Source organism: Halobacillus sp. KGW1 (assembly GCF_001592845.1).
Lineage (GTDB): Bacteria > Bacillota > Bacilli > Bacillales > Halobacillaceae > Halobacillus.
In genome coordinates this window covers 521,319-536,637 of the sequence record NZ_LSOC01000002.1, presented here as the reverse complement: position 1 = coordinate 536,637, position 15,319 = coordinate 521,319, and the positions used below count along the sequence as shown (strand labels likewise).

The following is a 15,319-nucleotide window of genomic DNA, read 5'->3' as shown; positions in this document are numbered from 1 at the left end:
CGTCACAGAAAACATCCTAAGCTGCTTTTTTGTGGCGACGGCTGAGTTTCTTCCAGCTCCGCTTTCCTGCCTGAAAGAGGATATAACATAAACCGAAGCTGCTTATGCCAAGCAGGGAAATCGACCAGAAAAAGTCAGGCAGCATCGACGTGTTTCCGCTCATCGCATAACGATCAATTAGTTGAAGAAAGACGAGCACTGTCAGACTGCTGCCCAGGTAGCTTGCAAAAGTCTTCCAGTTATGAAGGATGATCCACTCCATTACGGGTTTCATCACCCACATGACGGCCGCCATCAACAGAAATACAAGTGTGAATTGGACGTGGTGGGGTTCAAGGCCGAATATCCCCAATAGATCAGGGTCCAACATCCGGATTGCTCCATCCAGAATAGAGGGGTCCAGCCATTCGGACAAATTCATGTACGTTCATCTCCTTGTTCTCATTACTACCATTATGAACAAGGAAAGATTTCCTTAAACGTCCAGCATGCCCTGTGCTTTCATCCATTTCAATGCTTCTCTTCTGCTGAGCGGGCGGAGCGGGTGACTTTCTACAAACAATAGGACGGCTTCCGGTGCTGTCTTGCTGTATTCCCGCAGCGCCCATCCGATTGCTTTCTCGATAAAAAATTCCCGCTCCTCTTTCAACTCATGGATAACGTGATATAACAGGTCCCGATCCGTCTTTTCCTTGTATCTCAACTGATGCAGGAGGCTCGAGCGGCGCAGCCACATCGTTTCCGACCGGCTCCATTCCTCCGTAACAGGACGGAGAAAATCGGGGTAACGAAGGAAGAAAGCACCACACAATTTCGACGCGATCGGATCGACTGTATCCCACCAGGGTTTCGTCTCCAGCAGTTGCTTATACCCGTCGATGGCGGACGGGAGCGTTTTCTTCGTGCCGCGCTCCAGTAGTTCAATAGCTGCATAATGACATTCCCTTTCTTCCATATCGAACAGGAGTTTCGCAGCCTCCATCCTCTCCGCTTCCTCTATGTTCCGGTATTCTTTCCATATCGGCCGGCATAGAAGCCGGCGATCCGGTGCTTTTATTCCAAAAAAAGAAAAATGGTGTTTCATATAAGCTTCCATGGGCCTCTTGTTTTTCTCGTTCTTGTTTGAAGCAAGCGCCTCGTGAACAGCTGCGGCCAATACCTTCGCCCTATTCATCAACTTTCTTTCTCCAAAAAAGAAGCTAGAAGCTCTTCAGACTGTTTCGCTTCTTCATACCCTTGAACATAGAGCTGGTGCAGACGTTCTCTGTTCTTTTCCACACGCCCGACCTTAAGCGGCTCTTTCGGCCGGATAATGAAGACCGATCCTTCCTCTTCCATCTCCTTCAAAAGCTTAAGCTGCTGATTGTATTTGATATGGCGTTCGATCATAGCTCTTGCGAACAAGGGGAACTGCTTGTACTTCCGATTCATATACCAGGCGCCTTTCATCTTTCCTTTGATATACCCATCGTTCCTGGTCAGGACGACGACGTGCTTCTTGTTGCCGTCCTCCATCGAGCGGTCCAGGGGAATCGGGTCCGCTATGCCGCCATCCATCAACTGCCTGCCATCGTAAGCTATGCTTGGAGCGATCATGGGTAGAGAGCTTGAAGCACGTATCAACTGAAGCAGACTGCTCCTATCAGGATACTTATCATAAAACACCGGAGCCCCGGACTCCATATCCGTCGTACCGATCACAAAAGTCGTATCCTGTTTAAGAAACGCATCGTAATCGAAAGGAACCAATTGGTTTGGAAGTGTATCGAATATGAAATCCATTCCAAACAATTGACGTTTTGTGAACATCCGTTTGTAAGATATGTATTCCGGATGACTCCCGTATTCGACGATTACTTCATAGTTCCTCCCCCGCTGTCCCGCGACATAAGAACTGCCGTTACAGGCTCCCGCAGAAGCACCGACGACGTAAGGGAATTGGATGTTTTCATCCAGGAAGTAGTCCAACACCCCCGCTGTATAAGCGCCGCGCATGCCGCCGCCTTCCAGCACCAGTCCCGTATTTTCCATTGAAATCACCTTCTGATTTGTTTTAAGATATTCTTATTATCATTCTGCCACAAATGATTCCGGAAAGTAAAAAGAAGCGCCCGCAGAATCGGACGCTTCTCTCATGTACTGTCATCAATTGACATACGTTTTCTTTTCCAGTCTTTTGGCATGCTTTTCATCTATTTTGTTCTCGATTTTTTCGAGGGCGTCTTCGTCCTTCAGAAGCTGCTGTTTGTTACGATCTACAAGATCTTCAAAGGAAATTCGGTTTGGTCTCATAGCTGTTCTCCTTTCCATTTCTTCCTTAGCAGTATACCAAATGTCTGAAGGCTGTACCATTAAATTGTTTGAACATTTTGTTAATTATGTGTTACAAGGAGAGAAACGATGAAACATAGGATCAATACGAAAGTAACAGAAATCGAAATATCCGGAATACGACGGTTCTTTAATATGGTCAGTGGCTACAAAGATGTTGTTTCTCTGACAATCGGGCAGCCTGATTTCCCGACACCGGCAAACATCAAAGCAGCCGGGATTAAAGCCATCGAAGAAGACCGGACCAGCTACACGCACAACGCAGGCATTCTCCCATTAAGAGAAGCGATCAGCAGACATGTACAGACGAATTACCGACTCGATTATGCACCGGAAGATGAGATTATTGTCACCGTAGGAGCTTCCGAGGCCCTCGATGTGACACTTCGGACAATCCTTGAACCAGGCGATGAAGTAATCCTTCCGGGACCTGTCTATCCCGGCTATGAACCGCTTGTGCACCTGGCAGGCGGACAGGTAGTCACCGTCGATACAAGGAAAAGCAACTTTAAACTCACACGGGCCGAAATAGAACGGGCGTGGACGGATAAGACGAAGGCCGTCATTCTTCCTTACCCATCCAATCCTACCGGCGTTTCGATGACAGAGCCGGAATTGGAAGATATTGCGGACTTTCTTGCCGGTAAACATGTCTTCTTGATTGCTGATGAGATATACAGTGAACTTGTGTACGAACGGCCGCACGTCTCCATCGCCTCGTATGCCGAACTGAGAGATAAGGTCATCGTCATCAACGGTGTTTCGAAGTCCCATAGTATGACAGGATGGCGGATCGGATACTTACTTGCCCCGCGCTGGCTGGCTTCCCATATTCTCAAGGTGCACCAATACAATGTCTCCTGTCCGACATCGATCAGCCAGTACGCAGCTTTAGAGGCGCTGACAAACGGAAAGCAGGACGCCGAACAAATGAGGGATGCCTATAGGAAACGGAGGGATTATGTGACCGAAAGGCTGCGCCAAATGGGTCTGTCCTTCGCTGAACCGGAAGGCGCCTTCTATATTTTCGTGGAATTTCCACTTGAAGGAAGAACGACGTTCGATCGAGCTGTCCAGCTGGTAGAGGAAGCCAAACTCGCTCTCGTACCCGGTGATGCCTTTTCCGCTTCCGGCCAAGGGTTTATGCGGCTTTCCTACGCCTACCATATGGATACGCTGAAAGAAGGACTCGACCGGCTCGAGAAGTTTCTCCAAAAAAATTGAAACAGTAAAAAGCCCGTGGACTGGATCCATGGGCTTTTCCAGAAGATCAAAAAACTTAAAAAGGTAATTCATTTTTTCGAAACCCGTTCGCTAGGAAAAGTACTTCTTCCACAAGCTAAAAAAGCATATAGACGGGATCCATATGCTTTATTTCGGACGTTTATCACTTTGTATCTCATTCAGTAAGGTGTCTAATTCCTGGCTTAATTTCACGGATTCTTTACTTGAGAGTCCTTTTTCCATGGCTACTTTGGTCATTTCTTTCCGGAGTATCTCCACTCTCGTTATGCGAGGATCCTTATCGGTCATCTGCATTCCGACTACCTCCTGACTTGTTCTATCCATTTCCTTGTACTCTTCCTTCTAAAAAGAAAGAATGTGTGTTCGTATGCAACGTGGCACGGGAAGAATTATCTCAATTTTCATTCACTTTGTAAATACGAATGCAAAAAGTTCCTAAAATTCGACAAATATTCCCTTCCATTATACCCTCTACGAGCTGCCGGTATTGTTACATCTGTATTAAATTAAGCTTCCCTTCCCTTTCATTTCTTATCCTCTATGGTAAAATATATGTGATAAAGCGTTCATCGAGAAAGGAAGATCAGATTGTCCGAGCAATCGAAAAAAGAATGGCTGGAGTGGCTGAAAGCCATTGCCGTTGCCATCACGCTGGCTTTTATCCTTAGAACGTTCTTCTTTGCAACTTCCATCGTGGAAGGTGCCAGCATGGACCCGACACTTCAAAACGGTGAACGAGTCATGTTCAATAAAATTGTGTATTATATAGACGAGCCGCAGCGTGGCGATATCGTCATCATCGAACGTCCTGTGAAGAGCTATGTGAAACGGATTATTGGAAAACCGGGTGACACGGTTGAAATTAAAGAACACGAACTGTATGTAAACGGCGAAAAACAAACACAGGACTATTTGACGGACGAGGCAGCTACGGCGACCCGTGACTTTGGTCCCGTTGATGTACCGGAAGGCGAATATTTCGTTATGGGTGACAACCGTTCGATCAGTAAAGACAGCAGAAACGGTCTCGGCTTTATTGATGAAGAAGAGATCATCGGCCGGACAGAACTGGTCATTTACCCATTCCAGGAATGGGGACTCACGAAGTAAAACCCTCCGTGAGCGAAGACACCAATAAAAAAAGAAAGGCCCGGACGGCATAGAGCCTCCGGGCCTTTCTTTTTTATGGAATCCATTTTTCCGGCAGCCGATGTATGGAGTCGATCAACTGGTCCAGCTTCCCTTCTACTCTATGCAGCAAGTAGAACGTTACTGCCACCGGAAAACCGACATCCGCCATCAGCGACAACCACGTTTCCATATCCGCCATCCCCTTAATAGAAAGGGGGTCCCTCAAGGAACCCCTGCTCTTTTAGATTTCAATATCCACCACATTCCGCTCGACAATGCGGGCTTCTTTCTTCCCAATCAGAATACCTCCGCTTGAATAGAAGCAGTTCTGGTTGATAATTTCGTCCATAGCGGCATTAACAGCCGCTGGATCGGCCGGCTCGACCGGATCATCCAGCGTAAGCGTTACGACCTTGTCCTCTTCATTGAGAAATTTCAATTCCAGTGTTTTCATCTACTCTCTCCTCCTGTGTTTTAAACATCGATTAATACCGTCTGATCCGTACGCTCCACTTGGAACATCAATCGATTCTGAAGAGGAGCAAGCGCCTGGGATACAAGATACAGCTGCTCATCTGTCGCGGTCAGTTTAATGTTGTTAAACGATTTACGGGCGACGATCACATTCCCTTCCGGATCTCTCCCTGCTTCAAAAGACAACTGCAGCCTTGTGTCAAGTTTGTGGGCTTCCACTGCCATGCTGATCACCTCCTTTCACTTCTATAATCGAAGAAGGATAAAAAGGAGGTGTCGTCTTTCAAAAAAAAATGCCGGATCTTTTATAAAAGACCCGGCACCTCTGTTTTTAAGAAGGGCTACCCTCTATCAAACATGCACATCCCTATTAACGAGATCAATATAACCAAACAGACAACAAACATGACCATTTCCATTTAGTCCAACCCCTCTCTACCTGTTTATTTTAACAAATTTTGAAAGCGCATGCCTTTTATTTTCTGAAATTTCCCTATCCTTATTCAAGTCTTCCACGCGAGGGCTTTTCCGTTTAATTTTCTTCTAGATGAGGTATGATGATAGAAGGATTCTCCTATATACATAACGGAACTAGTAAAGTGAATGAGGTGTTTTATGACGACTATTATTTACCGCTTCTTTTTATTCTGGTATGCCTGCGGGCTGATCCTCGTAACGTTTGACATCCTTCCGCCCTGGCTGGAATGGGCAAACAGTGTCTTTCTGATTACGGCAGGGGTCGTCGGCGGGATCTATTTCTGTAAGATGTATGGTACATACAAAGGGCTGCTGTACAGCATTATTATCGTTGTGGTCAGTATATACGTGGAGCACCTCGGCGTGGAGCAGGACTTCCTCTTCGGCTCTTACACGTATAATGATAATTTCGGATTAAAAATCGCCGATACGCCGATCACGATCGGTTTCGCCTGGCTTCTTGTTATGGGCTGTTCGCACGAAATGGCCCGTGGCATTACATCCGCGTGGAAAGGACCTTTTAAGAACATCAGCTTTCTGATCATTGGTTCACTCGTTACCGTAACGATGGACTTAATTCTTGATCCTGTTAATTACAAAATCAAGGAATACTGGTTGTGGGATGAGCCTGGGCTTTATTACGATATCCCAGCTTCCAATTTTGTCGGATGGTTTGTCCTGTCTGCTGTGTTCCACTTGATTTTCTTATTATGGAGCCCTAAACCACTGGAGGATACCGGTATGTGGCCTAAACGGATGAGCTATGTGTTCTTAATGATCGTCTTCATGTTCCTTGTCGTCGCACTGACAGGCGGACTGTTTTTTGCGATTACACTTGTTACAATCCTGACGGTTATATGGTATGTCTTATATAAATGGAGGGACGGCGATGTTCAGGGAAGCACGTAAGCACCCCCTCATCGAGTGGGGGTTTACACGATTCAACCGATGGTTCCTAAAAAAACACTTTGAATCCATCCGTGTCGCCAGCCCTCCTGAGGTTGCGAGCCGTAACGTGCTGTTCCTCATCAATCACAGTTCATGGTGGGACCCATTGATCATCTTCCACCTGAACGAACGGCTCGTTCAATCGGATGCCTATGGAATGATGGGCGAGGAAGGAATCCGCCGGTTCCCCTTCTTCCGCAGCATCGGCGCTTTCTCTGTCGACAAGACCGATCGCAGACACTTGTTGGAATCATTGAAATACAGCATCCGCCTCCTTGAACGGCAGCGGACCGTCTGGATTTTCCCGCAAGGTGAGGAGCAGCATCAGGAGAAAAGACCGCTCGAATTCTTTTCCGGCATCTCCTATATTGCTGAGAAGACCCCGGATGTGAAAGTTGTTCCCGTCTCGATCTATTACAGCCTCGAGCATACACGGAAACCGAACGCATACATAGAAATAGGAAATCCCTTACCGGAGAACGAATACCTCCCCCTGAATAGAAAGCAAATGACGAATTATTTCGAGAAGTGCGCGACAGACCAGCTCGATCGTCTGCGGGAGAAAGTACGAACGGAAGACCATCGGACATTCCGTAATTTATAATCAAGGTGGTGAATGATACATGATGACGCTATGGACAGTTCTGCTGTTCTTCACTGTCTTCTTAAACCTATGGACCATGCTTAACAGCCTGTCGCTCTATCCTTTGGAAAAAAGACAGGGAGACGCTTCCCGGCACTCTGTCTCCCTTCTTGTGCCGCTGCGTAACGAAGCGGCCAATGTCAAGGGGCTGACAGAGTCTTTGAAGCGTCTGACATATGACAACTTGGAGGTGATCCTGCTGGACGATCACTCGGATGATGATACCTATGACCTGCTCGTCTCCTGTACAGGAAACGACACCCGTTTCCGGATCATCCAAGGAAACGACCTGCCGGAAGGATGGAACGGCAAAGTCCACGCCTGCCATCAGTTGTCTGAACAGGCATCAGGGGACTACTTGTTGTTCCTGGATGCCGATGCAAGGGTCGCTCCTGATGTCATCGAACGGACCATGGCAACGATGGAAAAGCACGGCGCTGCCATGGTGAGCGGCTTTCCGCGGTATCCGAACTTCCATTTCTTAAGTCATATGCTCGTGCCGCTTCAGCATATGATCGTTCTTCTTCATCTCCCATTATTTGTAGCCAATCGGACAACAAAGCCGATGTTCACCGCGGCATGCGGCATCTTCCTTATGGTGGAGAAGCAAGCGTACCAAGCAATCGGCGGCCACCAATCCGTCAAAGGCTCGCTGGTGGAAGATGTCCATATCGCACGACAGATTAAAAAGTACGGGTATCGAATGATACTCGTCAACATTACCGGATCGGTCCTGTCCTATATGTACGATTCTTCCGCAGAAACGTGGGCTGGTTTTAAGAAGAACATCTTTACAGGAATCGGGCGCTCGACCGTCATGGCCGTCGGTCTTTCCGTCTTTTATACGGCCGTTTTTCTTCTGCCGGCGTTTCTCGCTGTAACCGTCCTCTTCGGTGCTCCTGTCTATTACCTGCTCCCTTACTTATTGACGGTCGCTTTCAAGATGTACACCGATGTAAAGACCGGCCACCCGCTGTGGCTTTCGTTCTGTCTGCCAGTCGCCATCGTGCTGTTAATCGCTATTCTCTTTGCTTCGATGGCGGTTCATAAACGGGGCGAATCTTATCAATGGAAAGGAAGATCCTACTTATGAAAGTCAGCATTATAGGTGGCGGACTCGGAGGTTTGTCCGCTGCCGTAACGTTAGCCAAGCACGGGGCGGACGTCACGCTTTTTGAAAAAAACAGCCATTTCGGTGGAAAGATGATGCCGGTGGATGAAGAAGGGTACCACTTCGATTTCGGTCCGAACACCATAACCATGCCGGAAGTTTTTCGGGACGTCATTAAACAGGGTGGACTGGATCCGGACCTCGAGCTTCCGTTTATCCATGTCGTCCATCACACGAGAAATGACTTCCCTGATGGTTCTACGTTCGACTTCTCCACCGATCAAGCGTATATGAAGCAGCAGTTGGGGCGGCTGGATCCTTTCGGCCTGAAGAACTATGATTCCTTTCTCCAGGAAATCGAACGGCTGTATCAGCTGTCCCGGAAACATTTTCTCCACCGTACATTTTCCGGGTGGAAGGATTATCTATCCCCTGCCCTTGCTTTGAATACGGCAAAAGTACGGCCGCTTGAGTCCATGGACCACTTTTTCCAAAAATATTTCCGGAACCCTGCCGTTATCCAATCGTTAAACCGTTATTCCACGTATATTGGGTCCGATCCTTACCGTGCCCCTGCGACATTCGCTATGATTGCTCATCTGGAGTGGAACGACGGTGTGTACTACGTGAGGGGCGGCAATACGAAGATCGCCGAAGCTTTCGTAAAGGCAGCAGAAAACGTCGGAGTGACTCTCTACAGCGGCACCGAGGTGAAGAAGATCCATACGAAAAACAAGCGCGTGCAAGGCGTGGAAACAGCAGATGGTTACTATGAAGCCGACCACGTCATTGTAAACGGTGACCTGCTCAAAGCTGTTCCCGAGCTGCTTAGAGACTCGGAACGCCCTTCCCTCTCCAACCGACGGATCAGTCGTTTTGATCCTTCTATATCAGCCTTTGTTATTATGGCAGGGTTGGATACTGAATTGGACCGGCTTCACCATCATCACCTCTTCTTTTCCAAGAATTATAAAGAAGAGTTCCAGACTCTGAAATCCGGAAAGTACCCAGAGGATCCGACTATCTATATATCCACTTCCTCCAAAACAGATCCCGGCATTTCCAGGCAAGGAGACAACTGCTTCCTACTCGTCAATGCCCCTGCAATCAGAGCAGGAGGAAACAATCATTATGATAAAGAGGCCTACAAAGAAAAGATTTACGACAAGCTGGAGCATTATCAGATTCCGATCCGCAAGCATGCCGCGTTCGAGATGGTCATGGACCCTGCCGATATCGAGAACCAGTTCGGCGCACATAGAGGGTCGCTGTACGGCCCCTCTTCCAACACCCGGGCACAGGCGTTCATGCGCCCCTTCAACAAGTCACAGGATATCGAAAGCCTGTGGTTCTGCGGTGGCAGCACGCATCCGGGCGGCGGATCTCCGATGGTTGTCTTAAGCGGACAGAACGTTGCCAATAAGATCATTGGAAGGATTGTTGAAATGGAATAACAAAAGAAGGCCCACCCTGTTATGAGATAGAACAGGGTGGGCCTTCTTTTATCGATCGATTGTCTGTACTTTATTCCGCTGTTCTATAACCTTCGCATGTCCGGATCGCTGGAAGTATTCATCGATCACAGCCAGTTCATCGTAGGGGACCTTGACGTCACCAATGATTTGATAGCCGCCGAATCCAATTCCGGTCAAAAGAACGACATCTCCCGGCTTCGCTAAATCGAGCGCTTTGTGGATTCCGTCTTCTCTATGCAGCATCGGATGAATAGTCGGGGCGTCAGGCTGCCGGAAGCCGGCCAGCACGTCATCGACAATGCTTCGACGATCCACATGCCCGGGCTGATCTACACTCACGACAATTTCATCCGCCCGTCCCTCCACTACACTTGCCATGAGTGGACGCTTCTTCGGATCACGCAATCCAATTCCCGTGATCATCACGATTAACCGGCGGTAAGGCAGTCCTTCTACCGCACCAAGTACTTTTTCAAGCGCATCCGGTGTATGAGCGTAGTCGGTAACAATTTGATAAGGTGCTTCCCGATCTACCAATTGAAAACGTCCTTCGGGGCGTTTAATCTTATCCACTCCTGTAAGTATTCTCTTCAAAGGGAATCCGAGCAGCAAACAAGCGCCGATCGCGGCCATCAGGTTGGAGACATTATAAAGTCCATAAACCGGTGCCATTATTTCGTGCGTCTCGCCGAATGCACGGAGTCGGAATGACGTCCCTTGAAGATGGGGCTGGACATCTTCCGCCCGCAAGTCCGCTTCGTCGTTCATTCCATAAGTCAATCGTTTACCGCTGAATTCCCGGAGCAAGTCCCCGGACATACCCGGGTCATCCACATTGATGACCGCTGCCTTGGCCTGCCTAAACAGCTTCATTTTGGCTGTTTTATAAGCTTCCATCGTCTTATGGAATTCCAGATGCTCCGGAGTCAGATTGGTATGGACCGCTACATCGAAAAGAATGGTATCCAAGCGTTTCTGCTCCATCGCAATGGACGTCGATTCAATGACAGCTGCCTGCATGTCCCTCTCACGGAAATAACGGAGTACGCGCTGAATATCAGGCGCTTCCGGGGTCGTCGGTACCGTCTGTTTAAACGTTGTTTTCTGCTGATCGTCCCAAATGCCGGCCGTACCGATGGATCCTGTTCGACATTCCAGGTGATTAAGAAGGGAATAGATGAAAGCCGACACCGTCGTCTTTCCATTCGTACCGGTAACGCCGATCGTATGCAGAGACCGAGCGGGATTTCCACATACGGCAGCCGCCATCCAGGCGAGCGCCTCTCTGCTGTCTTCGACGATAACAAAACTATGATAAGGATAGTCATGCACGTATGTATGGATTTCCCCTGCATCCGTACCGATGATCGTCCGTGCTCCATTACTGATTGCCTGCTTTATATATCGATGACCGTCCAAATGTTCACCCGCGATACAGACGAATGCGTCTCCGTCTTTTACTTCTCGGGAATCATAGACGACGTCTACAATCCTCTGCTCCACAGGACCTATAAATGTTCCTGTCAGGATGTCATCCAGTCGGAAAATATTCTTATTCATGGTATCACCCTTTAGTATCAATCTATGCTTTACTAAGTGAAAGCATTCAATATCAGATACATACCCGGGTTTATGGAATATGAAACGTATGTACGCGGATTTTGACGAATAAGAAAAAAACCGTGAAGGCAGATGCTTCCCGGTTTCTCAAATTAAACGAATGTGGGTGATTTTGGATTTAGGATCCGTCTTCAAGTGCTCTTCACGGGCTTTTTCCTTGTGGGAAGCCATGACAGCTACCTGTTTGACAACTCCTGATTTCAACTGGTGATAAACCAAATATTTCTCCGTCACGGGAAACCTCCTAAGACAATGTAGTCAAGAAGAAGTATTCCATTTTGACCGGATAATTATACATAGTCAGTCATCCCGCGTGCTTCTCTGATAGACAACCACCGTCATAAATACAGCAGCTAGTGCCCATAAGGCAAGCAGGGAGACACTCTGCCATGAACCATCTGCCGCTCCGGCCTTTTCCATCAGAAAATTAGGGAAGTACCGAAGGAAGCCGAGAAATTCATATTTATCCATCCACGCCTGGAACATCGAGCCCATTCCAAAGATCAGCAGGACGGGCACAATGAAAACAGACGCCTCCATTAATGAACGGGACAACAGCCCGATCACCGTTCCGAAAGCAATATAAAAGAGAAACAGCAATAGGAAAGCCGTCATCCACATTCCATCAAAAGTAAGACCCTTGCCTAAGATTCGCAGCGACAATAAAAGAAGCAGAAATGTCATCGACGCGGTAAGCAGGCTCTTCCCTACAAGGATCTCCGTCGTAGAGGCTGGGGACAACATCAAACCACGCAGGGTATTCTTCTCCTTCTCTTCTGCAATCATGGCGGACTGAAGAAACGTTCCGACAGCTGCAAAAGTAAGGTTGATAATCATATAATAAACCATATCCTGGACTCCTTCTGCCGTACGCATAAGAAAAGCCAAAAGGACGGGGATCAGCAAAGACGATAAAACATAAAGGTTTTTAGATAAGTCCTTGAAATCTTTCTCGAATATTGCGTAAATTCTTCGCACACTTCCTGTCATACTAAATGCCTCCCCGTTACTGTCATAAATACGTCTCCAAGACTTGGTTCTTTTGTATGGATGCTTGCAACCTGTTCGGTATGCATATAGTGAAACACTTCTTTGGCGCTGTCCTTCGTATGATCCAGCTGGATTTGAGTCCCATTGGTTAACTCCAGGACAAGCGTCGAGTCAGAGTACTTCCGGCGGAGCACATCCGGCCTGCCTATTTCTTTGACTCTTCCATCACTAAGAAATGCGACGCGGTCACACAGGCTCTCAGCCTCTTCCATATCGTGCGTCGTCAGAAAAATCGTAGCACCATTGTCCCTCAACGTACGGAGACCTTCATGAATATGACGGGTATTCAGAGGATCAAGCGCTCCAGTCGGCTCATCCAAGAAAAGCAGTTTCGGTTCATGAAGGATCGCTCTTGCAAGCAGAATGCGCTGCTTCATCCCCTTGGACAGCCCGGCCACTGTCTCCTTATCTGTACCGGTCAGTCCGACGATGGAAAGCACCTCATCCACCCGTTTTAAAGGAATGTCATACAGCTTACAATACAGTTTCAAATTCTCCCATACGGACAAACGCTCATATAAACTGCTGTTGTCTGTCATGATTCCAATATTCCTTAAATGCTGCGGTTCTTTAATTTTAATGGAATCTATTCCAAAAACGCGGGCTGAGCCTTGATCAGGAACCATCTGACCTGTCAGGATTTTAATGGTGGTCGTTTTCCCTGATCCACTCGGACCCAGAAACCCGAATATCTCCCCTTTACTTACTTGAACATCCAATTCATTCAACGCCGTTTTTTGTTTGAATGACTTAACGACTTTCTCCATTGTTATCACTATCGTTTTCCCCTTCCTCTTTTCGTGATCTGATTACATCGTAATAGAAACGGAGGTCGCCTTCCTCCTTATTCACACGAAAAGAGCATAAAAGAGGTTGAATGGAGCTATTTGATCCCTAAATGAGTCTTTAAATCCGCCATTTTATTCTTGGACAGAGGAATCTGCCGTTTCTCTTTGCGATCCAGAGTCAGACTGTAGCTGTTTTTCGACCATGTGATGATTTCCCTCACGCGCTGCAGGTTAACGAGGTACGAGCGGTGACAGCGGAAGAAACCGACATGCTTTAACCGTTCTTCCAACTCTGCCATCGTAAAGCCGCATGGAAAATGCTCTCCATGACAATAGAGGACGGATGTCCCCTGGTCACTTTCAAAATAATCGATTTCCGCCGGGTCGAACAGCAGCCATTTGTCCTCACACTTGGCCGGAATTTTATCGATCCTTATGACCGTGTCCGTCTCTTGGCCCTCCTCCTCTTCTTCTTTCTCTGAGGGAAGCAGAGACAAGCCCTTTTCATCCAAATGATACGCCGTGTCACTTAATAAAACCGCCGGTTCCATGTGCTCCGTTAATACAAGTACCGTTTTCCCATCGTTTTGGAGCTGTATCAGCAGCTCTCTGATCCATACTTTCGTTTCCATATCGACGTTCTGATCCGGTTCCTCCAACAGAAAAATTTCCGGATTTTGAATGAGGAGCTTTGCCATACCTAAACGACGCCGGTGCGATAAGGAGAGTCGCTCCACCTGCACTCGCTCATGCTTCGCCAATTTGACCGTATTTAAAATATCTTGTATGGAATGAGCTGATCCATAAATCCTTTTGTAGAATCGGAGGTGATCTTTCACATTAAGCCTCTCATAATACCCTTCATCAAGAAATAATATCCCCAGTTCTTCTGGTGCAGGGGGGCGCTTTTTATGTATAGACTTCCCGAATAATTTGACATCTCCGCTTGCTTGATCCTGTTGCCCGATGAGCAGCGCCTGAAGCTCCCTGCGCCTTTCCAGACTCGTATAAACGCCTATCCTCGCCCCTTTATCGATCGAAAAGCTCAACGAAGGAAGGATGACATGATCGCCGGATCGTCTTTCCACCTTTATGAATTGTACTGCCTCCATGTCTTTCCTCCTGACCCATTTTTCAACTATTATAAAACATGTTTACGAAAACGTATAGGAACGAAAAAAAGAGATCACTGCATTTCTGCAATGATCTCTTTCTTTTCCTGATCTGAAACGAAGTTGCGTTTGCCGAACACTTGATAGTTATTCCTGCGGACAGTCGGAAGGATGGCACGGTACATTTTGGCAGCACCCCCGACAGGCATCCGGGAGTAGACAGGATACTCAGGGAGCGTAGCAAGTGCACGCTCATAATATCCCTCGGCATCCGCGGCCAATTCTTCCCACATCGCTATGAACGATTCGTTGATCTTCCCGCTCCGGAGATCGATCATCGTATAGCCGTGCTTTTCCATTGTCTCTTTAGGTAAGTAGAGGCGTCCGATTTCCATATCTTCGCCGATATCCCTAAGTATGTTCGTGATCTGCATGGCATAACCGAGCTCGATCGCTCCCGTCCTTAATGCAGCGACACGTCCAGGTGCGATTACCGGCAGCAGCATCAGCCCTACAGTACTTGCGACATGATAACAGTAATGAAGAAGGTCCTCTTTCGTATCTATGGGTTCGGGATACAGATCCATCCGCTGTCCCCGGATCATTTCGTAATAAGGCTCGGGGTCGATGGTGAAATTCCGAAAGACGTCGTCGAGCGCCAGCCAGGCCGGATCATTCAGCTCGAGCTTTCCTTCCATGAAATTATCGAATTCCAAGGCAAATGCTTCAAGCTCAGCTTTCGGATTCGCCCCCTCATCAACGATATCATCCACGCGCCGGCAAAAAGCGTAGATGGCCCATACGGCTTGTTTTTGCTGTTTCGGCAGCAGTGCGAAAGCTTTGGAGAAGGTCTTGGAATGTTTTTCAATTACTTTGCGACAATGATGGTATGCTTGGTTCAAATCCGTCATCAA

20 protein-coding genes are annotated in these 15,319 nt (G+C 47.7%); 6 read left to right on the top strand and 14 right to left on the bottom strand.

Annotated features, from left to right (window positions below; translation table 11 throughout):
- Positions 1-16: 16 nt before the first annotated feature.
- The 4 genes from AXG56_RS03435 to AXG56_RS19075 all read right to left on the bottom strand — a co-directional run bounded on the left by AXG56_RS03435 (position 17) and on the right by AXG56_RS19075 (position 2,292).
- Entirely contained in the window at positions 17-421 is a 405-nt protein-coding gene (locus tag AXG56_RS03435; RefSeq protein ID WP_062513290.1) for a hypothetical protein, read from the bottom strand.
- A gap of 54 nt (positions 422-475) precedes the next feature.
- Complete coding sequence (locus AXG56_RS03430; protein ID WP_062513288.1) at positions 476-1,174, bottom strand: DNA alkylation repair protein; 699 nt, start codon at positions 1,172-1,174, stop codon at positions 476-478.
- Complete coding sequence (locus AXG56_RS03425) at positions 1,174-2,031, bottom strand: patatin family protein (RefSeq protein ID WP_008639882.1); 858 nt, start codon at positions 2,029-2,031, stop codon at positions 1,174-1,176. Before AXG56_RS03425 ends, AXG56_RS03430 begins: the two co-directional genes overlap by 1 nt.
- Before the next feature lie 114 nt (positions 2,032-2,145).
- Positions 2,146-2,292, bottom strand: a complete 147-nt coding sequence (locus tag AXG56_RS19075; RefSeq protein ID WP_081694881.1) for an FbpB family small basic protein — start codon at positions 2,290-2,292, stop codon at positions 2,146-2,148.
- A 108-nt stretch (positions 2,293-2,400) separates the two neighbouring features.
- Between AXG56_RS19075 and AXG56_RS03420 the strand changes: the two genes are divergently transcribed.
- Positions 2,401-3,555, top strand: coding sequence for an aminotransferase A (locus AXG56_RS03420; RefSeq protein WP_008639886.1), 1,155 nt, complete (start codon positions 2,401-2,403; stop codon positions 3,553-3,555).
- A 147-nt stretch (positions 3,556-3,702) separates the two neighbouring features.
- On the opposite strand, the gene AXG56_RS19070 is transcribed toward AXG56_RS03420, so the two are convergent.
- Positions 3,703-3,870 carry an aspartyl-phosphate phosphatase Spo0E family protein gene (locus tag AXG56_RS19070; RefSeq protein ID WP_008639888.1) on the bottom strand — a complete coding sequence of 56 codons (168 nt, stop codon included), beginning with the start codon at positions 3,868-3,870 and terminating at the stop codon, positions 3,703-3,705.
- 294 nt (positions 3,871-4,164) lie between these two features.
- Between AXG56_RS19070 and lepB the strand changes: the two genes are divergently transcribed.
- Positions 4,165-4,686: a signal peptidase I gene (gene lepB, locus AXG56_RS03415; RefSeq protein WP_008639890.1), complete on the top strand. Its 522-nt coding sequence runs from the start codon at positions 4,165-4,167 to the stop codon at positions 4,684-4,686.
- 73 nt (positions 4,687-4,759) lie between these two features.
- Here lepB and AXG56_RS19065 read toward each other — a convergent pair whose 3' ends face one another.
- From AXG56_RS19065 to AXG56_RS03405, 3 genes are read right to left on the bottom strand one after another with little or no spacing between them, the layout of a single operon-like run.
- Positions 4,760-4,897 (bottom strand): YvrJ family protein, encoded by a 138-nt coding sequence (locus AXG56_RS19065; RefSeq protein ID WP_008639892.1) that lies wholly within the window; start codon positions 4,895-4,897, stop codon positions 4,760-4,762.
- A gap of 51 nt (positions 4,898-4,948) precedes the next feature.
- Positions 4,949-5,161, bottom strand: coding sequence for a DUF2922 domain-containing protein (locus tag AXG56_RS03410; RefSeq protein ID WP_008639894.1), 213 nt, complete (start codon positions 5,159-5,161; stop codon positions 4,949-4,951).
- A 20-nt stretch (positions 5,162-5,181) separates the two neighbouring features.
- Positions 5,182-5,406, bottom strand: coding sequence for a DUF1659 domain-containing protein (locus AXG56_RS03405; RefSeq protein ID WP_026577546.1), 225 nt, complete (start codon positions 5,404-5,406; stop codon positions 5,182-5,184).
- 390 nt (positions 5,407-5,796) lie between these two features.
- On the opposite strand from AXG56_RS03405, the gene AXG56_RS03400 reads away from it, so the two are divergent.
- From AXG56_RS03400 to AXG56_RS03385, 4 genes are read left to right on the top strand one after another with little or no spacing between them, the layout of a single operon-like run.
- Positions 5,797-6,567 carry a carotenoid biosynthesis protein gene (locus tag AXG56_RS03400; RefSeq protein ID WP_008639898.1) on the top strand — a complete coding sequence of 257 codons (771 nt, stop codon included), beginning with the start codon at positions 5,797-5,799 and terminating at the stop codon, positions 6,565-6,567.
- Positions 6,548-7,210, top strand: coding sequence for a lysophospholipid acyltransferase family protein (locus AXG56_RS03395; RefSeq protein WP_062513286.1), 663 nt, complete (start codon positions 6,548-6,550; stop codon positions 7,208-7,210). The genes AXG56_RS03400 and AXG56_RS03395 overlap by 20 nt, the downstream gene beginning before the upstream one ends.
- Before the next feature lie 19 nt (positions 7,211-7,229).
- Positions 7,230-8,342, top strand: a complete 1,113-nt coding sequence (locus AXG56_RS03390; protein WP_062513284.1) for a glycosyltransferase family 2 protein — start codon at positions 7,230-7,232, stop codon at positions 8,340-8,342.
- Complete coding sequence (locus tag AXG56_RS03385; RefSeq protein ID WP_062513282.1) at positions 8,339-9,814, top strand: NAD(P)/FAD-dependent oxidoreductase; 1,476 nt, start codon at positions 8,339-8,341, stop codon at positions 9,812-9,814. Before AXG56_RS03390 ends, AXG56_RS03385 begins: the two co-directional genes overlap by 4 nt.
- A gap of 48 nt (positions 9,815-9,862) precedes the next feature.
- Here the strand turns inward: AXG56_RS03385 and AXG56_RS03380 are convergent, their stop codons facing one another.
- The 6 genes from AXG56_RS03380 to AXG56_RS03360 all read right to left on the bottom strand — a co-directional run bounded on the left by AXG56_RS03380 (position 9,863) and on the right by AXG56_RS03360 (position 15,316).
- Entirely contained in the window at positions 9,863-11,395 is a 1,533-nt protein-coding gene (locus AXG56_RS03380; RefSeq protein WP_062513280.1) for a UDP-N-acetylmuramoyl-L-alanyl-D-glutamate--2,6-diaminopimelate ligase, read from the bottom strand.
- A 147-nt stretch (positions 11,396-11,542) separates the two neighbouring features.
- A complete protein-coding gene (locus AXG56_RS19385) occupies positions 11,543-11,689 on the bottom strand; it encodes a hypothetical protein (RefSeq protein WP_008639914.1) in 147 nt (48 codons plus the stop codon).
- Between the two features lie 66 nt (positions 11,690-11,755).
- Positions 11,756-12,445, bottom strand: a complete 690-nt coding sequence (locus AXG56_RS03375) for an ABC transporter permease (RefSeq protein ID WP_008639916.1) — start codon at positions 12,443-12,445, stop codon at positions 11,756-11,758.
- Positions 12,442-13,281 carry an ABC transporter ATP-binding protein gene (locus AXG56_RS03370; protein WP_026577552.1) on the bottom strand — a complete coding sequence of 280 codons (840 nt, stop codon included), beginning with the start codon at positions 13,279-13,281 and terminating at the stop codon, positions 12,442-12,444. Before AXG56_RS03370 ends, AXG56_RS03375 begins: the two co-directional genes overlap by 4 nt.
- Before the next feature lie 107 nt (positions 13,282-13,388).
- The gene (locus AXG56_RS03365) at positions 13,389-14,405 is read right to left on the bottom strand and encodes a LytTR family transcriptional regulator DNA-binding domain-containing protein (RefSeq protein ID WP_026577553.1); all 1,017 of its coding nucleotides are present in this window, start codon (positions 14,403-14,405) and stop codon (positions 13,389-13,391) included.
- A 74-nt stretch (positions 14,406-14,479) separates the two neighbouring features.
- Positions 14,480-15,316: a phytoene/squalene synthase family protein gene (locus AXG56_RS03360; RefSeq protein WP_008639923.1), complete on the bottom strand. Its 837-nt coding sequence runs from the start codon at positions 15,314-15,316 to the stop codon at positions 14,480-14,482.
- Between the last annotated feature and the right edge of the window lie 3 nt (positions 15,317-15,319).